19 protein-coding genes are annotated in these 23,757 nt (G+C 47.1%); 6 read left to right on the forward strand and 13 right to left on the reverse strand.

Annotation, left to right across the window (positions count from 1 at the left end; all coding sequences use genetic code 11):
• The 13 genes from choW to FKN16_RS01095 all read right to left on the reverse strand — a co-directional run bounded on the left by choW (position 1) and on the right by FKN16_RS01095 (position 16,353).
• Positions 1-843 (reverse strand): choline ABC transporter permease subunit, encoded by an 843-nt coding sequence (gene choW / locus FKN16_RS01035; RefSeq protein ID WP_005392552.1) that lies wholly within the window; start codon positions 841-843, stop codon positions 1-3.
• A gap of 78 nt (positions 844-921) precedes the next feature.
• Complete coding sequence (locus FKN16_RS01040; protein WP_170901786.1) at positions 922-1,860, reverse strand: choline ABC transporter substrate-binding protein; 939 nt, start codon at positions 1,858-1,860, stop codon at positions 922-924.
• A gap of 38 nt (positions 1,861-1,898) precedes the next feature.
• Positions 1,899-3,614: a choline dehydrogenase gene (gene betA, locus FKN16_RS01045; protein WP_170901787.1), complete on the reverse strand. Its 1,716-nt coding sequence runs from the start codon at positions 3,612-3,614 to the stop codon at positions 1,899-1,901.
• Between the two features lie 20 nt (positions 3,615-3,634).
• Complete coding sequence (gene betB / locus FKN16_RS01050) at positions 3,635-5,095, reverse strand: betaine-aldehyde dehydrogenase (protein ID WP_170901788.1); 1,461 nt, start codon at positions 5,093-5,095, stop codon at positions 3,635-3,637.
• A gap of 18 nt (positions 5,096-5,113) precedes the next feature.
• The gene (gene betI, locus FKN16_RS01055; protein ID WP_005392557.1) at positions 5,114-5,713 is read right to left on the reverse strand and encodes a transcriptional regulator BetI; all 600 of its coding nucleotides are present in this window, start codon (positions 5,711-5,713) and stop codon (positions 5,114-5,116) included.
• A 525-nt stretch (positions 5,714-6,238) separates the two neighbouring features.
• Positions 6,239-8,287 (reverse strand): tetratricopeptide repeat-containing diguanylate cyclase, encoded by a 2,049-nt coding sequence (locus FKN16_RS01060; RefSeq protein ID WP_170901789.1) that lies wholly within the window; start codon positions 8,285-8,287, stop codon positions 6,239-6,241.
• Between the two features lie 430 nt (positions 8,288-8,717).
• Positions 8,718-9,476, reverse strand: coding sequence for an SDR family oxidoreductase (locus FKN16_RS01065; RefSeq protein ID WP_104972454.1), 759 nt, complete (start codon positions 9,474-9,476; stop codon positions 8,718-8,720).
• 9 nt (positions 9,477-9,485) lie between these two features.
• The gene (gene mmsB / locus FKN16_RS01070) at positions 9,486-10,382 is read right to left on the reverse strand and encodes a 3-hydroxyisobutyrate dehydrogenase (RefSeq protein WP_170901790.1); all 897 of its coding nucleotides are present in this window, start codon (positions 10,380-10,382) and stop codon (positions 9,486-9,488) included.
• Between the two features lie 18 nt (positions 10,383-10,400).
• Positions 10,401-11,531: an enoyl-CoA hydratase/isomerase family protein gene (locus tag FKN16_RS01075; protein ID WP_170901791.1), complete on the reverse strand. Its 1,131-nt coding sequence runs from the start codon at positions 11,529-11,531 to the stop codon at positions 10,401-10,403.
• A gap of 10 nt (positions 11,532-11,541) precedes the next feature.
• A complete protein-coding gene (locus FKN16_RS01080; protein WP_047008232.1) occupies positions 11,542-12,318 on the reverse strand; it encodes an enoyl-CoA hydratase in 777 nt (258 codons plus the stop codon).
• Positions 12,319-12,367: 49 nt separating this feature from the next.
• Positions 12,368-13,522: an acyl-CoA dehydrogenase family protein gene (locus tag FKN16_RS01085; RefSeq protein ID WP_005373226.1), complete on the reverse strand. Its 1,155-nt coding sequence runs from the start codon at positions 13,520-13,522 to the stop codon at positions 12,368-12,370.
• Positions 13,523-13,617: 95 nt separating this feature from the next.
• Entirely contained in the window at positions 13,618-15,111 is a 1,494-nt protein-coding gene (locus FKN16_RS01090) for a CoA-acylating methylmalonate-semialdehyde dehydrogenase (RefSeq protein WP_170901792.1), read from the reverse strand.
• Between the two features lie 63 nt (positions 15,112-15,174).
• Positions 15,175-16,353 carry a thiolase family protein gene (locus tag FKN16_RS01095; protein ID WP_170901793.1) on the reverse strand — a complete coding sequence of 393 codons (1,179 nt, stop codon included), beginning with the start codon at positions 16,351-16,353 and terminating at the stop codon, positions 15,175-15,177.
• 209 nt (positions 16,354-16,562) lie between these two features.
• Here FKN16_RS01095 and FKN16_RS01100 point away from each other — a divergent pair, with 209 nt between their 5' ends.
• From FKN16_RS01100 to FKN16_RS01125, 6 genes are all read left to right on the forward strand, one after another.
• Entirely contained in the window at positions 16,563-16,949 is a 387-nt protein-coding gene (locus FKN16_RS01100; RefSeq protein WP_005373242.1) for a MerR family DNA-binding transcriptional regulator, read from the forward strand.
• A 45-nt stretch (positions 16,950-16,994) separates the two neighbouring features.
• Positions 16,995-18,164, forward strand: a complete 1,170-nt coding sequence (locus tag FKN16_RS01105; protein ID WP_170901794.1) for an isovaleryl-CoA dehydrogenase — start codon at positions 16,995-16,997, stop codon at positions 18,162-18,164.
• 113 nt (positions 18,165-18,277) lie between these two features.
• Positions 18,278-19,885, forward strand: a complete 1,608-nt coding sequence (locus FKN16_RS01110; protein WP_170901795.1) for a carboxyl transferase domain-containing protein — start codon at positions 18,278-18,280, stop codon at positions 19,883-19,885.
• A 106-nt stretch (positions 19,886-19,991) separates the two neighbouring features.
• Positions 19,992-20,774, forward strand: a complete 783-nt coding sequence (locus FKN16_RS01115; protein WP_170901796.1) for an enoyl-CoA hydratase/isomerase family protein — start codon at positions 19,992-19,994, stop codon at positions 20,772-20,774.
• Positions 20,767-22,815 (forward strand): acetyl/propionyl/methylcrotonyl-CoA carboxylase subunit alpha, encoded by a 2,049-nt coding sequence (locus tag FKN16_RS01120; protein ID WP_170901797.1) that lies wholly within the window; start codon positions 20,767-20,769, stop codon positions 22,813-22,815. Before FKN16_RS01115 ends, FKN16_RS01120 begins: the two co-directional genes overlap by 8 nt.
• Entirely contained in the window at positions 22,796-23,698 is a 903-nt protein-coding gene (locus tag FKN16_RS01125; RefSeq protein WP_170901798.1) for a hydroxymethylglutaryl-CoA lyase, read from the forward strand. Before FKN16_RS01120 ends, FKN16_RS01125 begins: the two co-directional genes overlap by 20 nt.
• The last annotated feature ends 59 nt before the right edge of the window (positions 23,699-23,757 follow it).

Raw genomic sequence — 23,757 nt, forward strand, 5'->3', positions numbered from 1 at the left:
TTAAGCCTCCTTCTGGTTTGGTGCTTTACACAAGCGGTCAAGAATGATGGCGACGAGTACAATCGCTAAACCCGCTTCAAAACCTTGCGAGATGTTTACGGTATTGAGTGCACGTACGACTGGCTTACCAAGTCCATCAGCACCAACAAGTGCCGCAATGACCACCATAGAGAGAGACAACATAATACATTGCGTAACACCGGCCATAATACTTGGTAATGCCGCAGGTAATTCCACCTTAAACAGCAACTTCATGCGGCTTGCACCAAATGCTTTGCCCGCTTCAAGTAGCTCCTCCGGCACTTTAATAATACCGAGGTACGTCAATCGAATTGGCGCAGCGATAGCGAAAATGATGGTCGAGATTAGGCCAGGGACAATACCTAAGCCAAACAGAACCAAGGTTGGAATTAGGTAAACGAATGTCGGCACGGTCTGCATCAAATCGAGGATTGGTCGCAACAAGGTATATAACCAAGGACGGTGTGCCGCCATAATGCCCAACGGCACGCCAATTAATACGGAAATCGTTGTCGCTGCAAACACAAGGACAAAGGTTTCCAGCATTTCTTGCCAGTAACCAAGGTTGAGAATTGCGAGCAAGGCCAACACGATGAATACAACAAGCGGAATGCTGCGGTGTAAGAACCAAGCAATTGCCGCCGTCATAATGATTGGCGCTGCAGGTGGCATCCATTTAAAAATGTCCACCACGAAAAGAATGATCGTTTCAAGTGTAATAGAGATTGCATCGAAGAAACCCGATGCATTGATGGTTAACCAATCGACGCCAGTTTCCATCCATTGGCCCAACGGTAGTTTGTTGTCCGTAATAAAATTCAAAATAAAACCTTTGTGTTAATGAAGCGGGCATGACTGCCCACTTTCTTTTTCAAAAAAACGCGCTTAAAAACTGCTTAATTAAGCGTTAGTTTTTAAATAGTTTGTAATTGCAGTTACTGCGTCTTGACCATCCACCGTCTTAACGCCTTCTAGCCACGCTTCAATTTGTTCTTGGTTTGCGTTCAACCATGCTTGCGCTGCTTTCGACGGTTTCTGCTTCTGGTTGAGAATCGCTTCCATCAATTCGTTTTCCATTTCTAGGTTGAATTCTAGGTTTTTCACTAGCTGACCTACATTTGGACACTCAGCAAGGTAGTTTTTACGTACGTTTGTGTACACATTCGCGCCGCCGTAGTTAGGGCCGAAGAAGTTGTCACCACCCGCTAGGTATTCCATTTCAACGTTGCTGTTCATTGGGTGCGGGGCCCAACCTAGGTACACAATCCATTGGTTGCGGCGCGCAGCACGTGATACTTGAGACACCATGCCTGCTTCACTGGATTCAACTAGGCTGAAATCTTTTAGGCCGAATGCGTTGCTATCAATCATTGATTGAATTAAGCGGTTACCATCGTTACCTGGTTCAATGCCGTAAATGCGGTCTTTAAATTTGTCGGCATGTTTTACTAGATCAGCGAAGTTGGTCACGCCTGCGTCATAAACGTATTTTGGAACCGCGAGTGTGTATTTTGCGCCGACGAGGTTCGCTCGTACGGTTTCAACGGTACCTGCATCACGGTATTTCGCGATGTCACCTTCCATCGTTGGCATCCAGTTACCTAGGAAAATGTCGATATCGCCATTGGCCATAGAAGAGTAAGTAACAGGTACCGATAGTAGATCGGTCTTCGTTTTGTACCCCAACCCTTTTAGCAGCTCAGATGTCACGGCGGTGGTCGCCGTAATGTCGGTCCAACCTACATCTGCAAAACGTACCGTTTCACATTGGTTGGCATAAGCGCCTGTTGCTAAAGTACTTAGTGCGATTGTTGAGAAGATTTTTGTCATCTTAGACATATTGAATTCCTTGTAATGATTACTGACTTTTTTCGTTTTTATGAGATCGAATCGAGATCTCTTTTTGGCGGATGCATTCGTTGCATCTCTTGCCAGTTCGGTGCAATCCAAACTGGTGCGTTGTTCGACGTTTCCAGGGCGTTATCCAAAATCATGTCCGCGGCACGTTCTGCCACCATAATCGTTGGCGCATTTAAATTACCGTTCGGAATGGTTGGGAAAATAGAAGAGTCCACCACACGCAAGCCTTGAATACCGCGTACTTGGCATCGCTCATTCAAAACCGCTAGTGGGTCATTGTCTGCGCCCATTTTGCAGGTACAAGATGGATGGTAAGCACTCTCGACATTCTGCTTCACCCATTCATCAATTTGTTCATCCGTTGTGATATTCAGACCCGGCTGGATCTCATCGCCACGAAACTCATCCATGGCTGGCTGATTGAGGATCTCGCGAGTAAGGCGAATACAATCACGCCAATCCTGCTTATCTTGTTCAGTGGAAATGTAGTTAAACTCAATCTTCGGCTTATCATTCGGATTCGCAGATACAACTTCGACCGAGCCGCGACTTTCGGGCTTGTTAGGTCCAACATGCACTTGGAAACCATGACCGTCAAAAGCAGCTTGTCCGTCATAACGCATTGCCGCTGGCAAAAAGTGATATTGAATATTTGGCCACTTTAGTCCCTCACGAGAACGGATAAACGCACATGATTCAAAGTGGTTAGTAGCCCCAAGGCCTTTGCGAGTTAATATCCATTCGGTACCAATCAAGCCCTTGCTCACCAAACCTAATTTGCTGTTGAGCGTGATAGGTTGCTTACAGTGATATTGGAAGTACACTTCTAAGTGATCTTGCAGGTTTTTACCTACCCCTTCCAACGGATGTTTCACCTCAATGCCTGCTTTTTCTAATACTTCTTTAGGGCCAATGCCTGAAAGCTGCAATAGCTGAACTGAGCCAACCGAACCAGCACTCGAAATCACTTCATGATTCGCAAAACATTGCTGAACTGAACCTGACTTTTCGAATTCAACACCAACCGCTTTCTTGCCTTCTGCGCCTGTTTCTTCTAGTAAAACGCGATGAACCGTCACTCGCTTCATTAGGGTGAAGTTTTTGCGTTTTTTAGCACGGCTTAAGTATGCATTAGAGGTTGAAGCGCGTACGCCTTTGTCAACGGTCATATGCATTGGGCCAAAGCCCTCTTGCTGATAACCGTTGTAATCTTTTGTTTCTGGGTAGCCCGCTTCTTTGCCTGCATCAATAAAAGCTTGGTAGAGCGGGTTGAGCTTCATATCGTTGCCGTTACATGTGCCGACTGGACCGTGATCGCCCCGATATTCATCAGCACCACCAATCCAAGACTCTGCTTTACGGAAATAAGGCAAACACGATTGATAATTCCAGCCTTTCGCGCCTTCCTCTTCCCACTGGTCAAAGTCACAAGCGTGTCCACGAACGTAAACCATGCCATTGATAGACGAACTACCGCCCAGAACTTTCCCGCGAGGACAATGAAGTTGACGGCCATCCAACCCTTGCTCTTCAACTGTCTCAAACTGCCACGCGTATTTTTCAGTGTTCATAGGGTAAGAAAGCGCCGTCGGCATTTGGATAAAAATACTTTTATCCGACCCACCCGCTTCGAGTAATAGGACCGAATTTTGACCACTTTCACTTAAGCGATCCGCTAACACACAGCCGGCCGAACCCGCACCGACGATGATATAATCGTAGTGTTGTTGCATTTTGATTCTCCTAGGTGTGTTTAGGCGTAAGGGCTTTCGAAGTCGCTTAGCTGAACCAGAACACTCTTCGTTTGTGTGTAATGCTTAAGGGTTTCGACTCCGTTTTCACGGCCAACACCTGATTGCTTGTAGCCGCCAACTGGCATTTCCGCAGGTGAGTCACCCCATGTGTTCACCCAACAAATACCAGCTTGAATTTGATGAATCACGCGGTGGGCACGAGATAGGTTTTGAGTAAATACGCCTGCAGCCAAGCCATAATCGGTGCCATTTGCACGCGCAATCACTTCCGACTCATCACGGAATTTCAGCACTGACATTACCGGACCAAAGATTTCTTGCTGAACGTGGCTCATGTCATCATCGCAATCGACAAATACGGTTGGAGCAACAAAGTTACCATTGGCTAAGCCATTCTCTGTTACTTTGTAGCCACCAGTCAGTAACGTCGCGCCACTCGCTTTCGCGGCTTCAATCGCTCCTAGTACTTTCGATTCATGATCTTTAGAGATCAGCGCGCCAATTTGCGTGTTCTCATCAAGCGGATCGCCGACAACTAACAACTCAGTGCGAGCTTTAAGTTGTGCGATGAAGTCATCATAAATACCTTCATGAACAAACACGCGTGTACCGTGCGTACAAACTTCACCTTGCGTGTAGAAGTTCGCCACCATGGCCGCAGAAACGGCATCGTTTAACTTTGCATCATCAAAAATAATCAGTGGAGACTTACCACCCAGCTCCATCGTTACTTGTTTTAGTGTCTTAGCGCTGTCACTCATGACGACTTTACCGGTGCCTGATTCGCCCGTGAACGACACTTTTGCGATTTCAGGATGCGCCGTTAGCATCTGCCCTACTCGGTAATCCCCTTGTACGACATTAAATACGCCATCTGGCATGCCCGCTTCTGAATAAATTTCTGCTAGCTTAAGCGCTGTTAATGGTGTTTCTTCTGATGGTTTGAAGATCATAGCGTTGCCCGCAGCCAGTGCTGGCGCCGATTTCCACATCGCAATTTGAATTGGATAATTCCAAGCGCCAATACCTGCACAAATGCCCAATGGCTCGCGACGTGTGTAGAAAAACTGGTCTTCGCTGAGTGGCTGCTGTTCACCTTGCAAGCTTGGAGCAAGACCCGCATAGTACTCAAGAACATCGGCACCTGTTGTTAGATCAACCGCGATAGCTTCTTGAATTGGCTTACCAGTATCTGCCACTTCTAATGCAGCCAGCTCGTCATTACGCTCACGTAAAATGGCAACGGCTTTGTGTAAAATACGGCTACGCTCGATCGCAGTCATTGCTGACCATGCAGCAAAACCTTTCTTTGCCGACTCAATCGCCGCTTCGAGATCGTCTTGGTTCGCTTGTTTAATGTTGGCCAATGGCTCACCATTCGCCGGATTGTAAGTGGTGAAGTGCTCATCTGAACACCCGTTGTACATCGCACCATTGATATAGTGTGCTTTCATTTCCATTTTGAAGACCTGTGACTTTTATATTTTTTCAGAATAAAACGTAAGTTGTTTGTCGAGATAGTCGTTGATGATGATTCTCGCTCTTTCTGCATCAATGCCTTGCGGGTTGAGCGTTCCGCGCAGCCAAATACCATCGATAAGTGACGCAATACCATGAGCAACCAGTTCGGCCTGCTCTGCATTTAATAATGCTTTGAGTTCTTTTCTTAGGTGGGACAATAAACGTCGTTCATTGACACGCTGCAAACGCTTAAGCTGCTCGTCATGCATTGAGTACGACCAGAACGCTAGCCAAGTCTTAGCAACTTGGTTTTCTGCCTGATAGCCGACAAAGTTACCGTCAATGATGGCATTAATTCTTTGGTGATGAGCATCACTTGGCAGCTCACGTAACTTCTGTGTGATAGTGGACGAAAGCTGACGCAAGATTTCGCGCATCGTTTCCTCCAGCAATCCGTGCTTACCACCGAAATAGTGGTTGATAATCCCCGTTGATACTCCGGCTTCTTTGCTGATTAACGAAATACTCGCCGCGTGTAAACCGACTCTATCAATCACTGACATTGTCGCTTTTACAAGCTGCGGTTTTCTGATTTCAGGCATCCCCACCTTTGGCATTTTGCGTCCTTGTTATTTTTAATTGAACGGTTAGTTAAATATAAAATGCCTGAAAATTAATTCGAACTCAAATCATTTTTTAAGAAAAAGGTTATTAACAAAGGAAGGAAAGTTGATGGTGTACGCAAAACTGCCATGCGATAACTTGTCGTAAATGTCAAAACTGCGTTTAAAAAACCAAATAAAAATATAAACAAACCAACAACTTATTAATAGTTCAATTTTTAACACACCTTTAATCGAATTGTTTTTCGTGCCACAAAAATACACACTAGAAAAAATTTACATCGACCACTAATCATTTCACCTGTATCGGCTTTGTTTGTATGAAAAGCAGACATACTCGTTTGTTATAGCTTCGTATACACAAGTGACATTAGTACTTTGAAAATGGGGGAGATAAAACGAGTAGAAAATACTGAACGCTATGAGTATGTAATTCGATACTCTTAAGCGATTTTGAAGTAATCAGTAGGAAAGATGAATTCAGGCTCACCGTTTGATGAGCCTGCATTCTTGATTTTATTAGGTCAGCTTGCGCCCCTTCACACAGTTACGTCCATCCGCTTTAGCTTGATAAAGTAATTTATCTGCCTGATCACAGAGTGATTTAAAATTCATCTCACTATCTTCAGTCGTCACAACACCAAAACTACAGGTCACTCTCACTTCTTCATTCTGTTCCGTGACGAACCCATGTAAGGATAAAGCGCTACGTAATCGTTCAGCGGTACTGAGAGAGTCTTCATGATCGGTATTGGGCATCACAACAACAAACTCCTCACCACCAAAGCGTGCAACAATGTCATTTTCACGCACCGTCTCTTCTAGCACTTTGGCAACGCCTGTTAGTACGGCATCACCGAACACATGTCCATAGGTATCATTTACCTGTTTAAAATAATCTACATCGATTAGCGCTAAACTTACCGGCCCCGACTGCGGCTTCTTTGGCACCATTTTCTGTTTATCGAGCTTGCTATCCACCCATTTGTTTAAAGCTAGGTAGCCGTACTTAACTTGCTCGACTTGCTCAGACACAAAATGCTGGACCTTTTCTTGCTTAGATTGAGGCGTCGGCTTTTCTTTGCGTTCACGTTTCGTCTCTACGGGTTTAGTGAACCAATCTTCTAAAAAACGGCGATTGAATAACCCTGTCAACGTATCTGTCTTTGCTAGGCGGCGCATTCTTAAACGTGATCGATTCACAACAAGGAATACCACTGCCATCAAAAAGAGAACACCAATGAGTGCTAGTAGCGCTTCACCCAATAGATAAAAGGTACGACGGTTATTTTCCAGTTCCATACGCTGCAACACGTTGTTCCAGTTGAGATCTTCGTTCTCATATTCAAGTCTTTCTAGCTCAAATAGCGTCTGCTGACGTTCAAGATTTTCAACTTCTCTTTGGTTGCTAAATTGGATGAATTTATCGTGATAGTTGCCGTAAGTTTTATACGCTAATTTAAAGTCATTGCTTCCCGCGTAGGCCATGGCAGCCACTTTTAGTAGTTCCATTTGCTGTTGCTTAACATATCGGCTCTCGATAATTTCCGGCAACATAGGCGCGATCATCGCTAGAAGCGTCTCAAACTGCTTCTGTTCTAGCATATATTCGGCTTGCAACAGCTTAAATGTCGCTAAGTAGGCGCTAGAGGTTTCTCTATACTGTAAGTTCTCCGCCAACTTTAAGTGGCGAACCATCTTATTTTCTTGGTTCGTCTCACGGTATAGCGCAGCAAGCTCGAGGTTAACTCGAAACCTAAAGCGCCCGTCACCAATGATTTGCGCGAGCTTTAGCGCTCTCTGATACGATACAATCGCCTCTTCGTATTGGAACTGTGCCTTATGAAGCTTTGCTATCGTTAAGACGCTCAGCAGCTCATTGAACGACATGCGTCTATCCCTAAAATAACGGTACGCTTGTTCCAACAATGCTTCTGAACGGTCATAGCCTTGAATTTTGACCAGTACGTCACCAAGTTCTAGCGCCGCCCGTTCGACCAATCCTTGAACGCCAGAGGACTCAGCCGCATCCATTGAAGACATAATTGCGGCATAGGATTTTTTAAACTCGCCCTGCTCATCGTAGTAACGTCCTTTTAGCAACAGGATCTCCGACTCGAGCTGCTTATCGCCATTTTCACGCGATGTTTCCAACAAACTATCCAACGAAGAAAGCGCGGTATCGATATCGCTCTTTCCGACCATAGTTCGCATCTGAATCAACTTAAATAAGAGATACTCATGGCTTTGTGGACGCACAAGTTCCAACCCTTTTTGTGTGACGTTTTGGCTCTCTTCCGCGCGCCCAAGTAGCTCTAGAACCGTGGACTTTGCAAGCCAATAACGTACCAGTAGCTCTGTTGGTTGATTTTGTAGTAGAGAGTCTTCTTCTAACGCCTCAATCAAAGCCAAAGAGCTCTGAGGTAATGCGTAAATTTGATTTTCAATGCCTTCTAGCGACTGTAAAAACTTACCTTCTTGTTCAACCTTTTCTGCGGATGCCTGAATAGAAAGACACAGACACCCCAATAGTAGTGGCATCGTCCTAAGCGAATGAAATAGTGACATTATTGCTCTTCCCTAATGGGTAGTTACTTCAGTGTAATAGAGAATTCTGGTTATTTTATTATTAAGGTAGCTGAAGGTTATTCAGCCAGCCTCATATTCCCATGTATTTTGCGCTGAATAATAAATCACCATCTTTAGATGTCGAAATGGTTTTCGGTCACAATATAATCAATAAGAGTATTTTTCATACCCCAAGAAGCAAAATCTCATCAATGAGACAAATAATTGTCTTGATTGTGAATTAATGTATTTACATAAAAATTAACACGAGAGCACTTATTCATACCAAAAATACAAAAGAGTTGTAAATGTAATCGGTACAGCAGCCGTTGCTAAAACATCCATTAAAAATTATCGATAGAAACAATATAAGAAAGGAGGAAGGAAGCGGACAATCAAGCTCGCTCCCCTTTTTAATATGAGGAGGGGGCTACATTCGCATTCCGCCATCGACTTCGAATACTCTTCCAGTCACGAACTCATTGGTTAACACGTATTTGATGGTCGAAGAAATTTCATCAGCAAGACCTAAGCGTCCGACAGGAATCATTTTAACTAAACGCTCCATCGCTTCAGGTTTTATTTGGTCCGTCATGGCAGTCTTGATGACACCCGGAGCAATCGCTACTGAGCGAATTCCGAAACGCCCTAACTCTTTCGCCCACACCGTCGCCATGGTGGCTACCGCCGCTTTGGATGCAGAATAGTTAGTTTGACCAATATTCCCCGCACGCGCGACGCTAGATATGTTGATCAGAACGCCTTTGCTATCGGTGTTCAGCATTACCTTGCTCGCTTCGCGGCCACACAGAAAAGTACCTGTCACATTCACATCCATAACAGACTGAAATTGTTCCAGCGACATCGCGTTAACCTGACCATCTTTAACTTTGATGAACATGCCATCGCGCATAACGCCTGCGTTATTGATCACGCCATTGAGCTGTTTGAAATCCGCTTCAATTTGCTCAAAAGCAGCGCACACTTCTTGTTCTTCCGTCACGTTCGCTACATAAAAACGAGTGGTGACGCCGAAAGATTCACACTCCGCTTTAGTTTCAGCCAGTTGGTCTGAATTGAGGTCGATAAGCGCAAGGTGAACACCGCTTTCCGCTAGCGACAGCGCCATTTGTTTACCAAGCCCCTGCCCGGCCCCCGTGATCGCAATAACCTTATTTGCTAGATCCATAAGCACTCCTTAGGCCTGATTTTGCTTTTGGTAGAACTCAAACAAGCTTGAAAAATCTTTTTGTTCGTTGCCCTGACCGTTGTGAAAATTAAACAGGTTACGAGCCAAGCTGCCCATTGGTGTTGATGTTTGACTGGCAACCGCCGCTTCCATCGCAAGACCGAGATCTTTCGCCATTAACTGACTCATAAAGCCGCCCTGATAACCATTGCTTGCAGGCGTGTTTTCCATCACACCTGGGCACGGGTTGTAAAGCTCTAGCGCCCAGTTACGGCCTGAACTTTGCAGCATGATGTCAGACAGCACTTTGGGATCGAGTCCGTTTTCCATGCCTAAATTGAGTGCTTCACAAGTGCCGCTCATCAAAATGCCCAACATCATGTTATTGCAGATCTTCGCCACCTGACCGGCTCCGGCGTCTCCCGCATGGAAGATGTTTTTGCCCATGTGGTTAAGCACCGCTTTAGCTTGGACAAAGTTCTCTTGTGAACCGCCAACAATAAAGGTCAACGTACCTGCTGCTGCGCCCGCAACCCCGCCAGACACCGGTGCATCAACAAAGCTGATGCCAAGCTGCAGCGCCTTTTCGCCAACCAAACGAGCGGTCGCTGGATCGATGGTCGAAGAGTCGATTAGCAGCGTTCCAGAATCTACGCTATCTAAGATCCCGTCTTGACCAAGATAAACACTTTGAACGTGTTGGCTAGCAGGTAGCATGGTGACCACCACGCTCGCACCTTGAACGGCTTGTTTTACCGAATCTGCACTCGACGCACCAAGTGCGGTAAGTTCTGCCACAGCGTTTGGATTCAAATCAAACACTTCGACGTTCAAGCCCGCTGTAAGTAGGTTCTTAGCCATAGGCGCGCCCATGTTGCCAAGGCCAATAAATGCAATTTTATCCATGTCGTATTTCTTCCTTGTCTAAAGTGCCACAGTGGCAACCGAGGATGCGGTCAGTGGGTATTCTGCTGAATCAATTGGCGCGAAGAAGCGTTCCAAAACTTGTGGCGTTACGTCAGAAACCGTGCGATGTTGCCAAGTCGGTTGATTGGTTTTATCAATAATCAGCGCGCGAACCCCTTCTCTAAAATCACCTTCTAAGCCGCAACGTAGGGTTAGGTTAAATTCCATATCAAAACACGCTTTCAAAGAGAGGTTTTGATACTGCGTTAACTGCTGATAAGTGATATTGAGCGACAATGGACTGCCATAGTTCAGTGCCTTTTGCGCATTGACGAACCACTTATCATCAACTTCAGCGCTGCTGATTGCGTAAACAATCGAGTCTAAATCACCCGAACAGAGCTGCTCAATCAAGCCCGCATATGGCATCAACATCCCTTCGCTTGACTCGTTCACTTGTACCAAACTCAGCGTAGTGGCGATTTTTTCGTTGATGTTTGCTTCACCTTTCCAACTTACCGATGCAAGCAGCTCCAACAGTGCTTGTTTGCTTTCTGGCTTTGCAATCCATTGGCTTAATCCCAACGCTTTCATGTCTGTCGCGTTAATTTGGCAAGCCGTCAAACTCAGGAAGAGTGCCAAGTGTTTTGGCAGCTGATTTAGGAAGTACGTCGCGCCTACGTCTGGGTAAAGGCCGATCTTGATCTCTGGCATCGCAAAGCGTGTGGTCGTTTCTGCTACGCGGTGGCTTGCGCCCATAAACAAGCCCACACCGCCGCCCATCAGGTAACCATGCCCCCACGCGATGATCGGTTTTGGATAAGTATGGATAAGATGATCACAGCGATATTCGAGGTCAAAGAAGGTTTCCATGGCTGAAAACGCAGAATCAAAATCTTGCTCTTTGTTCTCTAAAGCACGGTAGATCGCTTGGATATCACCACCAGCACAAAACGCTTTGTCACCCTTGGCATGCAAAAAGACCGCGACGATGCTGTCGTTTATTTGCCATTCATTAAGCTGTTTGTACAACTGCTCGATCATCACATAACTCAACGCATTGAGGGCAGCTGGATTATCAAGCTCCAACACACCAATGGCAGAGCCGTCAGCACATTCTATCTGTGAAACATTTACTGTACCTGTCATCTGGCCTCCGCTAGCTGTTTGTCCATTGTGGCTTACGCTTTTGCAAGAAGGCGTTCACACCCTCGGTCTGATCTTGTGTATTGAACAACTGTAAGAACAGTTCGCGCTCCAAGACCAATCCAGCTGCGTGAGTTTGGCTGCGTCGCCCTTGAATGAGCGTTTTGCACGCAGACACGGATTTCGGCGATTGGCCAGCAACACGCTGTGCAAGTACTATCGCCGCTTCTAGTGCTTGGCCTTTCGCCACCACTTCTTCGACTAAACCAATTTTTTCCGCTCGCTCGGCCGTCACTCGTTCGCCACATAGAATCATACGCTTCGCCCAACCTTCACCTACCAACGCGGTCAGGTTTTGCGTTCCGCCCGCGCAAGGCAACAAGCCGACCGATGCTTCAGGAAGTGCCATTTGTACTTGTTCTTCTGCGATGCGAATGTCACACGCCATCGCCACTTCCAGACCACCACCCATCGCATAGCCATTAACCGCTGCGATAGAAACCCCATCGAACGCCGACAGCGCTTCAAACGCTTCACCAAATGCGAACGCCATATCTGCTGCTTGTGATTTATCACCCGATGCAAAGTTGTTGAGATCCGCTCCAGCAGAAAAGAATTTCTCGCCTTCGCCCGTCAGTACCAACGCATAAATAGAGCGATCATTACTGAGTTCAATCGCCAACTCTTTGAGCTGATTTAGGGATTCAAGCGTCCAAGTGTTCGCTGGCGGATTACTAATCGTGAGTTTGGCGATATGCGCTTCGCGCTCCAATTTGATTTGTGCCGTCATAATTTTTCAGTCCTTTTTAATTTCTTTAGGTAAGGCTGTGTCTCGCTTTCTAGAGCAGTTCAACGCCTTCCGTGAGTAATCGTCTTGCGACGATCAGACGCATGATTTCGTTGGTGCCTTCAAGGATTTGGTGAACACGAACGTCTCGGAAATGGCGCTCGACTGGATATTCTTTGATGTAGCCATAGCCACCGTGAATTTGAAGCGCCTGATCGCAGACTTTAAAGCCAACATCAGTAGCAAAGCGTTTTGCCATGGCACAGTACGCACTTTTTTCTGCGTGCTGGGCATCGAGTTTAGCGGCAGCGAGTCGCACCATTTGACGCGCAGCGACCAGCTCAGTCGCCATATCAGCAAGCTTGAACTGCAACGCTTGAAATTGCGCCAGTGAACGGCCGAACTGTTTGCGTTCGTTCATGTATTGCTTGGCTTCGTTCAGTGCTTGTTGCGCAGTACCGACGGAACAAGTAGCGATATTGATTCGACCACCATCAAGGCCAAGCATGGCGAACTTAAAGCCTTCTCCCTCTTCACCCAACAGATAGTCAGCCGGAATACGAACATTTTCGAAGGTAATCATGCGAGTTGGCTGGCAGTTCCAACCCATTTTGGCTTCTTTTTTACCGTAGCTAATGCCTTCGCAATCAGCAGGAACAACGAATGCAGAAACGCCACCCGCTCCTTCGCCGCACGAACGCGCCATCACGACAAGAACGTCCGTATCACCCGCACCAGAGATAAACACTTTTGCGCCATTCAGGACAAACTCATCGCCGTCACGCACTGCACTGGTCGTCAGTGAAGCGGCGTCAGAGCCTGCATTGGGTTCGGTTAAACAGTAGGAAGCGAGCTTTTCACCCGAAATTAGATCCGCGCTAAATTGCTGCGCCACTTCGGCTTTGGCAAAGCTGGTGATCATCCACGTCGCCATGTTGTGAATGGTCATAAACGCAGTAGTCGCGGTACAACCCATAGCCAACTGCTCGAAAATGATCGCCGCATCCAAACGAGACAATCCCAAACCACCATGCTCTGGCGGCGTATAGATGCTCAGAAAGCCAAGTTCACCAGCTTGACGCAGTACATCTTTAGGGAAATGATGGTTTTCATCCCACTCGGCCGCGTGCGGCGCTAACATTTGGTCTGCAAACTGCTTTGCTACTTCGGCGAACGCGAGTTGATCTTCGTTTAATTCAAAATCCATCTTGAAGTCCTAAGGTCTAATTCGTTGCATTTTTATCCGAGCCAAGCCCTCTAAAAGGAAGAAGGGCTTGGCTAGAGGTGTCGCTAATCCATTAATTAGCTAAGTTGAATAGTCATGTTTGGACCGCTTGGAATGTCATCTTCAAACCAACGCGCGGTGACAGTTTTCGTCTCGGTGTAGAAGCGAACCGCTTGTTTACCGTAAGCATGCAGGTCACCGTAGAAACTGCCTTTCCACCCCGTAAATGAGAAGAATGGCAATGGCACCGGAATCGGCACGTTGATGCCTACGTTACCTACTTCGATATTGTGTTGATACTTTCTCGCGGCAGCGCCGTTCGCCGTGAAAATAGACGTACCATTACCAAAGCGGTTTGCATTGATCAGTTCAATCGCTTCATCTAGGTCATCCACTTCCATAGTTAACAGTACAGGCCCGAAAATTTCTTCCTGATAAATTGACATGTCTGTGGTCACGTTGGTAAACAGTGTTGGTCCCACCCAGTTACCGTTCGGGAAGCCAGGTACTTGACAGTCGGTACCGTCCAGAACACAGTTCGCACCAGATTTTTTGCCTTCATTAATTAAGTTCACCACACGTTGTTTCGCTTGCGGGCTAATCAGCGGACCATAACCGGCGGTTTTATCATCCCACGCGCCAGGTTGAACCTGAGCTAACGCCTCTTTAAGCTCTGGAATCCATTCTTTGGTTTCGCCGACAAATACCGCCACCGAAATCGCCATACAGCGTTGGCCTGCGGCACCGACTGACGCGCCAACTAGGTTATTGATGACTTGCTGCTTGTTTGCATCTGGCATGATGACCATGTGGTTCTTAGCACCTGCAAATGACTGCACGCGTTTCAGGTTGTCTGTACCTGTTTTGTAGATGTACTCACCAACGGGCACTGAGCCGACAAAAGAGATCGCACGAACGACTGGATCAGTCAGAATGCGATCGACTTGCTCTTTGGTGCCGTGAACAATTTGCAAAACACCTTTTGGTGCACCTGCTTGTTCAAACAGCTCCGCCAGTTTCATTGCCGTTAGTGGCACTTGCTCTGAAGGTTTTAGAATAAAGGTGTTGCCACAAGCGATCGCCATTGGGAACATCCACAATGGAATCATCGCAGGAAAGTTAAACGGTGTGATGCCAGCACAAACACCGAGCGGTTGAATGTAAGAGTAACCATCAATATTGGTTGCGACATTCTCAACCGTTTCACCCATCATTGAGCTACAAATGTTTGCAGCTTGCTCTACCACTTCAATTCCGCGCCAAATGTCGCCTTTCGCATCAGCGAGGGTTTTGCCTGTCTCACTTGAAAGCAGTATCGCCAACTCATCGTGTTGCTCTTTTAGCAAATGTTGGTAACGCAGCATCAATCTAGCACGCTCCGGCGCTGCAACTTCTTTCCAGCGTTTGAACGTTTCTGTTGCGCTGGCAATCGCCGCATTCATTTCCGATTCCGTGGCACAAGGTACTTGTGCAATCACTTCGTTGGTTGCCGGGTTGGTTACATCTAGCCATTGTTTTGAATCGGAGATGGCAAATTCACCACCGATATACTGCTTTACTTGCTCTGTCATGATGACATCCTTGTATTTTTCAGCGTTTCACTGACTACTGTGAGTAATTGAGTTGAGAATGATTTAGCAGATTTCAATCGCGATTGCGGTAGCCTCGCCGCCACCAATACAAAGCGATGCAACGCCACGTTTACCGCCTGTTTGTTTAAGAGCGTGAATCAAAGTAACGAGGATTCGGTTGCCACTTGCACCAATTGGGTGGCCTAAAGCACATGCACCGCCGCGAGGGTTCACTTTGCTCTCGTCCAATTCGAGTGCTTTCACCGCGTATTGAGCGACAACGGCAAAGGCTTCATTGATTTCCCAAAGGTCCACGTCTGATTTGTCCCAGCCCGTTTTTTCCAGCAGCGTTTCAATCGCGAATACGGGTGCGATGGTGAACTCATAAGGCTGTCTTGCATGCGTGCTGTACGCGACAATTTTGGCTAGAGGTTGCAGGTTTTCCTGACGGCCAAATTCACTATCAACCAGTACCATTGCCGATGCACCATCAGAAATAGAACTGGAATTTGCTGCCGTTACGCCGCCATCTTTGGCAAACGCAGGTCGTAAGGTGGGAATTTTATTGACGTCGAGTTTGCTCGGTTGCTCATCGTCTACCACCAAGGTTTCGTCGCGTCGACTTTTTACGTTAACAGGCACGATCTCTTCTTTGAACAAACCTTGCTCAATCGCTTGCTGCGCACGAGTCACCGACTGCTGCGCCCAGATATCCATACTTTCACGGCTGAATTGGTACTTTTGCGCGGTTTGTTCGGCAAAGACACCCATCAATTCGCCTTGGTAGGCATCCTGCAAACCGTCATAAAACATATGATCAAGCACTTGCTCATGGCCTAAGCGGAAACCATCACGCGCTTTCTTAAGTAGATAAGGAGAAGACGACATGTTTTCCATACCACCAGCGATAACCGCGTGCGCGTTACCAGATTGAATAAGATCATGTGCCAGCATGACGGTTTTCATACCCGAACCACAGACTTTATTCAGTGTCGTACAACCGATCGATTGTGGCATTTCTGCTTTAAGACTTGCTTGTCTTGCTGGCGCTTGCCCCACGCCAGCGGGTAAAACGCATCCCATTAACACTTCGTCTATTTTTTGCACATCGAGTTGGCTTTCGGCTAGTGCCCCTTGGATGGCCTTCGCACCGAGTTCCGTGACATCTGTTGAAGCTAATGCACCTTGAAAAGAGCCGATAGGCGTTCGCTTGGCGGCAACAATCCACGTTTCATTTTTCATTCCATTAACCTTTTGTTGACGTTTACGTCATAACTATACTAACATTTACGTTAACGTCAAGTTTGCGGTTATTGTTTGTTCGAGTGATTCTTTTATTTCGAGTAAATGCGAGTGATATCAAGGCTCAAGAGTGGATGTTGTTTATTTACTTTAACGTTAACGAATTGTATATTCGTATGAATGTTATACGAAAGTCGTAAGGTTAAGGAATGAACACATTTAAGATCAGCGAGCTCGCGAAAGAGTTCGACATTACTACCCGAAGTATTCGCTTCTACGAAGATTTAGGTCTCCTAACTCCAGAACGTAAAGGCAACACTCGAATCTACAATGGTCGCGATCGAATTCGACTAAAACTGATTTTGCGAGGTAAGCGATTGGGCTTTTCTCTTGCAGATATCAAAGAGTTATTTGAACTCTACGATACCGATCAAAGTACTGAGCAGTTGAACTATATGATTCGGTTGATCGAAGAGAAGAAGGCAGCATTGCAACAGCAAGCAAACGACATTCAAGCGGTAATGATGGAGTTAAACGCGGCACAGTTGCGATGCCAAAACACACTGAGATCCATGAAAGGCGAAAAAGTCACCTGACACCTCAGCACTGGGATGTAGGTGACGTAAAGGCAAGGACACGCAATGAAATCTACCTACTCTTCCCTGAACTTTGTTTATGACGAAAATACCGATTTGCTTCGCGAGCAAATCAATAGTTTTGCTGCAAGAGAAATTGCGCCGCTAGCGCAATCTATCGACCAATCTAACGACTTTCCAAACCATCTTTGGTCCAAGCTGGGTGACATGGGTCTTTTAGGCGTGACCACCAGCGAAGAGTTTGGTGGTGCAGACATGGGCTATCTCGCCCACGTTGTCGCTATGGAAGAGATCAGCCGAGCATCCGCTTCGGTTGCGTTAAGTTACGGTGCTCACTCCAATCTTTGTGTCAACCAAATCCACCGCAACGGCACACAAGCGCAAAAAGAGAAATACCTACCTAAGCTCATCTCTGGCGAACATATTGGTGCACTAGCAATGAGTGAGCCCGGAGCAGGTTCTGATGTAGTCTCTATGCAACTTAAAGCGGAACGTAAAGGCGATATATTCCTGCTAAATGGCAACAAAATGTGGATCACTAACGGCCCGGATGCACACACCTATGTTGTCTACGCCAAAACCGATCCAAGCCAGCATTCTAAAGGCATCACGGCCTTTATCGTAGAACGTGGATACCCGGGATTCACTCAAGCGCAAAAGCTCGACAAATTAGGTATGCGCGGTTCGAACACTTGTGAATTGGTATTCCAAAACTGCGAAGTCCCTGCTGAAAACATTCTCGGTGAAGAAAACCAAGGCGTGAAAGTATTGATGAGCGGTTTGGACTACGAACGTGTGGTACTTGCCGGTGGTCCACTTGGCATCATGCAGGCGTGTATGGATATCGTTGTGCCTTACATTCACGACCGCAAACAGTTTGGCAAATCCATCGGTGAATTCCAGCTAGTTCAAGCAAAAATTGCGGATATGTACACACAAATGAATGCCGCTAAAGCGTATGTTTACGCCGTCGCTGCCGCTTGTGATCGCGGTGAAACCACCCGTAAAGATTCTGCTGGCGCGATCCTCTACAGCGCAGAGCTGGCAACCAAGATGGCACTGGATGCGATTCAATTACTTGGCGGTAACGGCTACATCAACGAGTTTGATACGGGCCGTTTGTTGCGAGATGCCAAGCTGTATGAAATCGGTGCGGGCACTTCAGAAATTCGCCGCATGCTTATTGGTCGCGAATTGTTTAACGAAAGCGCCTAATAATCAGCCCAGGCGTTCTGACTAAAAAACATTTTCTTAATCAACCTAAATCTTATTCAACCTAAATAAAGACGGGTGTTCTCACCCGTTTACCGAATGGAGATCGGCTATTTATGGCTTGTTTGACGACCAATATTAATACCCATTCAGAGCAGTATCAGGAAAACTACCGCTCTATGGCATCACTCGTGGATCAACTCTATACCGTGACTGCGCAAATCGAAGATGGCGGCGGTGAGAAAGCACGCGAGCATCAGCAGAAGAAAGGCAAACTTCCGGTACGTGAGCGCATTCTTGCCCTACTCGACTCCGGTTCATCTTTTTTAGAAATCGGTCAGTTTGCTGGCTGGGATGTGTATCCAGATTACGTTCCATGCGCTGGCGTGGTTGCTGGCGTGGGTGTAATAGACGGCACCGAGTGCATGATCGTCGCGAACGACGTGACGGTAAAAGGCGGCAGTTACTACCCACTTACCGTGAAAAAGCACTTAAGAGCACAGGAAATTGCAGAAAAATGCCAACTGCCGTGTGTTTACTTAGTCGACTCTGGCGGCGCTAACCTACCCCGCCAAGATGAGGTATTCCCAGATAAAGACCATTTTGGCCGTATTTTCTACAACCAAGCCCGTATGTCGGCCAAAGGCATTCCACAAATTGCGGTGGTCATGGGGTTATGTACCGCTGGCGGCGCTTATGTTCCTGCGATGTGCGACGTATCCATCATAGTCAAAGAACAAGGCACGATTTTTTTGGCAGGTCCACCTCTTGTAAAAGCAGCGACAGGTGAAGAAGTCAGCGCGGAAGATCTTGGTGGCGCAGACGTTCACTGCCGTACGTCTGGCGTAGCCGACTATTATGCAGAAAATGATCACCACGCGTTAGAACTGGCAAGACAAGCTGTCTCTCAAATCAACCACTTGAAACCCGTCCAACTCAAGCAGAAAGCGCCGCAAGAACCACGCTTTCCTGCGCAAGAGCTGTACGGCATCGTCGGTACCGATCTTAAAAAACCGTTTGATGTTAAAGAGGTGATTGCTCGAATCGTTGATGATTCACAATTTGATGAATTTAAAGCCTTGTTCGGTGAAACCTTAGTCTGTGGCTTTGCCCATATTCACGGTATGCCGATTGGCATTGTCGCTAACAACGGCATTCTATTTTCAGAATCCGCACAAAAAGGCGCGCATTTTATTGAGCTGTGTGCACAACGCAAAATTCCTCTACTTTTCTTGCAGAACATAACGGGCTTTATGGTCGGCCAAAAATATGAAGCCGAAGGCATCGCCAAACATGGTGCGAAAATGGTAACTGCTGTTGCGTGTGCAGACGTGCCGAAGTTTACCGTGGTTATTGGTGGCTCGTATGGCGCAGGGAACTACGGCATGTGTGGCCGAGCTTATGATCCAACCATGATGTGGATGTGGCCAAACGCGCGCATCTCCGTAATGGGTGGAGAGCAAGCGGCTGGCGTGATGGCGCAAGTGACCCGCGATATCAAAACGCGCAAAGGTGAAAGCTGGAGCGCGGAGGAAGAAGAAACGTTCAAACGTCCTATCGCGCAGCAGTACCAGACTCAAAGCCATGCTTATTACGCCAGTGCTCGCCTGTGGGACGATGGGATTATTGATCCTGCAAAAACCCGTGATGTTGTGGGTATTGCTCTATCTGCTGCGCTTAATGCACCAATACCTGACAGTAAATTTGGCATCTTCCGCATGTAGCCGGATGCAAGGCAACCCTTAACTCCTCGCTATCCGTCAATGATGAATAAATTGCTGATTAGCGAGCATTGGAATACAGACTGAAATGTCAGACAAAGGAAGTCACATGACCGGACTACTGCTTGAAAAAGACAGCAATGGCGTTGCCTGGTTGAGCCTCAATCGACCAGAGATACACAACGCGTTTAATGATGAATTAATTGCTTCACTGATTGAAACGCTGGAACAACTTGAGCGAGAGGATTCTTTACGTGCGCTTGTTCTAACGGCGCAAGGGAAACACTTTTCTGCGGGAGCAGATCTGGGCTGGATGCAATCAATGGCAACCAAAACCGAAAGTGAAAACCTGCAAGATGCACAGCAACTAGCAAAACTTTTGCATACGCTGGATACCTTCAGTAAACCAACGATTGCCATGGTGCACGGCGCAGCATTTGGTGGCGCGCTTGGGCTGATCTGCTGCTGCGATATTGCCATTGGCACACCTGAGAGCCGCTTCTGTTTGAGTGAAGTGAAACTCGGCTTATTGCCCGCGACCATCGGTCCCTACGTAATCCGAGCAATTGGACAACGACAAAGCCGACGCTATTTTTTAACCGCGGAACTGATTGATGCCGAGACTGCGCTTTCGATGAACATTCTTCATCTAATCGATCCCCAGACAAAAGAGGCGGTCAACCGTATGGTTGAGCACCTGCTTAATAATGGCCCACAAGCCATGCAGGCGGCAAAAGCACTTTGTTTACGTTGTGATAACCAACCTATCGATCACTCATTAATTGAATACACTAGCCAAGCCATAGCAACCGCCCGCGTGTCCAGCGAAGGACAAGAAGGGCTGACTGCGTTTTTTGAAAAGCGCGCCGCCAATTGGAGGAATCATGTTTAAAAGAATACTGATCGCAAACCGCGGTGAAATTGCATGCCGAATTATTAAAACCGCAAAAAGCATGGCTATAGAGACGGTTGCCGTCTATTCCGAAGCGGATCGCAGCAGCTTACATGTTAAACAAGCAGATTTCGCTGAATTTATCGGCCCTGCTCCGGCGAGTAAGTCGTATCTTGATATCGATGCGATTATCGGCGCTGCGAAAAAATGGCAAGCCGATGCTATCCACCCTGGCTATGGTTTTCTTTCCGAGAACCCGAAACTAGCCAAAGCGTGCAGCGAAAATGGCCTCGTCTTTATTGGCCCTTCCACCAGCGCAATTGAGGCAATGGGTTCTAAATCTCAAGCCAAAGCAATCATGTCAGAGGCGAACGTGCCCTTGGTTCCGGGCTACCACGGCACAGATAATAGCGTTGAGCATTTATTAGCGGAAGCGGAAAAAATCGGTTACCCAGTGATGCTTAAAGCAACACAAGGTGGCGGCGGTAAAGGCATGCGAGTGGTCAATAGCGCAGCCGAAATGCCCTTGGCCATCGACGGTGCGCAGCGTGAAGCGCTTTCAAGCTTTGGCGATAAGCAACTTCTAATCGAAAAATGCATATTGCAGCCTCGCCACGTGGAAGTTCAGGTATTTGCTGACCAGCATTGCAACTGTGTCTATCTATCTGATCGTGATTGTTCCATTCAGCGTCGTCATCAAAAAGTAGTCGAAGAAGCACCAGCTCCCGGTCTTAGTGATGAACTGCGTAAACAAATGGGTGAAGCCGCAGTTCAGGCCGCTCAAGCGATCGACTATGTTGGCGCTGGCACGGTGGAGTTCTTACTCGATAGCCGAGGTCAATTCTACTTCATGGAGATGAATACCCGCCTTCAAGTTGAACACCCTGTCACTGAATCGATCACCGGCGTTGATTTGGTTGAATGGCAGTTAAAAGTCGCAGCTGGTGAGCATTTACCGATCTCGCAATCCGAAATCACTCATAACGGTCACTCAATCGAGCTGCGAATTTACGCAGAAGACGCAGACAATGACTTTATGCCGTCGACTGGCCGCATTGATTACTTAAAAGAACCCGTATCAGACAGTAATGTGCGCCTAGCTTGTGTACGTGTTGATAGTGGTGTTACTCAAGGCGATACCATCAGCGAATACTACGATCCGATGATCAGCAAACTGATCGTCTGGGGCCAAACACGTGATATCGCGCTCAAACAGCTTAAACAGGCGTTAACTCAATATCATGTACGTGGAGTAACGACAAACATTGGTTATCTGCACAGCATTATTTCGCAGCCAGCCTTTGCCAATATCGAACTTGATACCGACTTCCTGGTTAAACATCAGCAAGGCATTAGCGCGCAGCAAAATGTGTCAGATTCTATCTGGCTAACGTTGGCGGCGGTTGCTCGCTGGAATGATCTCATTTCAAAATCAGACACCTCAACGTTACCCACGCCAACCAAACAAGGTTTTAGACTGTCGGTTAACAACGTTTATCGATTTAACTTCACGGATGCCAATGCCAACCATCATGTACGTTTGCAACAATCATCGCAAGATACAGGTTCTCACTTCACTATCCGATGCGGCGAGGAGTTGCATCAGGTCATCCTGCTTGAAAGTGGCAACCAGTTTATCGTCGATATTGATAATGAGCGTTACACCTTTAATGCGCTCAACGACGAGCAAAAGACAACGCTGTTTTATCTTGGTCAGCAGCGCACTTTCGCTCATCAACCTAACTTTGACTCTGCAAAAGATGTAGGTGATGAACTTAGTCCAACCGCACCACTGAACGGTGTGATCTCGGCGGTCATGGTAAATAAGGGAGACAAAGTAGCGGCGGGCGATCCGCTTTTGGTACTCGAAGCAATGAAAATGGAATACACCATCACGGCTCCGGTCGCAGCGATAATTGATGAAGTGTTTTATCAGCACGGAGACCAGGTACAGCACGGTTCGGTACTGCTGCATTTGGTTTCTGCACCCGATAATATCTGTGAAGATAAGGAGCGCGAATATGCTACCAGCGAAGGTTAATATCGTCGAAGTCGGCGCTCGCGACGGCCTGCAAAACGAAACGGCAGTGACTCTGGTTGATAAAATCCGTTTGATCAATCAGCTAAGCAACAGTGGCTTAAAGCACATTGAAGCAGGCTCTTTCGTCTCACCAAAATGGGTGCCTCAAATGGCCGATTCAGATCAGGTGTTTGCTGGTATCACGCAAAAGCCTGATGTGGTTTACAGTGCGCTAACGCCAAACCTAGCCGGGTTAGAACGTGTGCTGGAAAGTGGTGTAAAGCAAATTGCGGTATTTGGCTCCGCTTCGGAAGCGTTCAGCCAAAAGAATATCAACTGCAGTATCGCTGAAAGTCTCTCTCGCTTTGAGCCCGTTATCGAACTCGCACAGCAGCACAACATACCTGTGCGCGGGTACTTGTCTTGCACCATGGTTTGCCCTTACGAGGGAGTAATCAAGCCAGAGCAAACTACCAAGGTCGCAAATACACTGTTTGATATGGGATGTTATGAGATTTCGCTCGGTGACACTGTCGGTAAGGCAACGCCTAATCGTGTCATTGCCATGCTGGATTCGCTGTTAACGCAACTGCCGAAAGACGCGTTAGCCGTGCACTTCCACGATACCTACGGGCAAGCACTAGCCAATATTTACCAAGCCTTGTTAATAGGCATCAACACCATTGATAGTGCGGTTGCTGGTTTGGGCGGCTGCCCTTACGCCAAAGGAGCCAGTGGCAATGTTGCAACGGAAGATGTGCTTTATCTGTGTGAGCAACTTGGGATTGAAACGGGGATTGATCTCAACATAATCAACCAAGCAGGTTGGCAAATTTGCCGAGCCTTAGGTAAACGGCCGATGTCGAAAGTGGCGTTAGCATTGGGTGATCCAAACAGCTTGTAAATTGCTCAACCTACGATAAACAACTACAAACGAGCATGTTTAATAACATGCTCGTTTTC

The organism is Vibrio sp. 11-4(1), assembly GCF_013048625.1.
In the GTDB taxonomy this organism is placed as follows: Bacteria; Pseudomonadota; Gammaproteobacteria; order Enterobacterales; family Vibrionaceae; genus Vibrio; species Vibrio diabolicus.

Bases quoted from the DNA above. Each gene is read 5' to 3' on its own strand.
- FKN16_RS01040 (WP_170901786.1), bottom strand. From the start codon at position 1,860: ATGTCTAAGATGACAAAAATCTTCTCAACAATCGCACTAAGTACTTTA.
- FKN16_RS01125 (WP_170901798.1), top strand. From the start codon at position 22,796: ATGCTACCAGCGAAGGTTAATATCGTCGAAGTCGGCGCTCGCGACGGC.
- betI (WP_005392557.1), bottom strand. From the start codon at position 5,713: ATGCCAAAGGTGGGGATGCCTGAAATCAGAAAACCGCAGCTTGTAAAA.
- FKN16_RS01065 (WP_104972454.1), bottom strand. From the start codon at position 9,476: ATGGATCTAGCAAATAAGGTTATTGCGATCACGGGGGCCGGGCAGGGG.
- FKN16_RS01110 (WP_170901795.1), top strand. From the start codon at position 18,278: ATGGCTTGTTTGACGACCAATATTAATACCCATTCAGAGCAGTATCAG.
- betB (WP_170901788.1), bottom strand. From the start codon at position 5,095: ATGGAAATGAAAGCACACTATATCAATGGTGCGATGTACAACGGGTGT.
- FKN16_RS01075 (WP_170901791.1), bottom strand. From the start codon at position 11,531: ATGACAGGTACAGTAAATGTTTCACAGATAGAATGTGCTGACGGCTCT.
- FKN16_RS01100 (WP_005373242.1), top strand. From the start codon at position 16,563: ATGAACACATTTAAGATCAGCGAGCTCGCGAAAGAGTTCGACATTACT.
- mmsB (WP_170901790.1), bottom strand. From the start codon at position 10,382: ATGGATAAAATTGCATTTATTGGCCTTGGCAACATGGGCGCGCCTATG.
- FKN16_RS01090 (WP_170901792.1), bottom strand. From the start codon at position 15,111: ATGACAGAGCAAGTAAAGCAGTATATCGGTGGTGAATTTGCCATCTCC.
- FKN16_RS01085 (WP_005373226.1), bottom strand. From the start codon at position 13,522: ATGGATTTTGAATTAAACGAAGATCAACTCGCGTTCGCCGAAGTAGCA.
- FKN16_RS01080 (WP_047008232.1), bottom strand. From the start codon at position 12,318: ATGACGGCACAAATCAAATTGGAGCGCGAAGCGCATATCGCCAAACTC.
- FKN16_RS01120 (WP_170901797.1), top strand. From the start codon at position 20,767: ATGTTTAAAAGAATACTGATCGCAAACCGCGGTGAAATTGCATGCCGA.
- betA (WP_170901787.1), bottom strand. From the start codon at position 3,614: ATGCAACAACACTACGATTATATCATCGTCGGTGCGGGTTCGGCCGGC.
- FKN16_RS01115 (WP_170901796.1), top strand. From the start codon at position 19,992: ATGACCGGACTACTGCTTGAAAAAGACAGCAATGGCGTTGCCTGGTTG.
- FKN16_RS01060 (WP_170901789.1), bottom strand. From the start codon at position 8,287: ATGTCACTATTTCATTCGCTTAGGACGATGCCACTACTATTGGGGTGT.
- FKN16_RS01105 (WP_170901794.1), top strand. From the start codon at position 16,995: ATGAAATCTACCTACTCTTCCCTGAACTTTGTTTATGACGAAAATACC.
- FKN16_RS01095 (WP_170901793.1), bottom strand. From the start codon at position 16,353: ATGAAAAATGAAACGTGGATTGTTGCCGCCAAGCGAACGCCTATCGGC.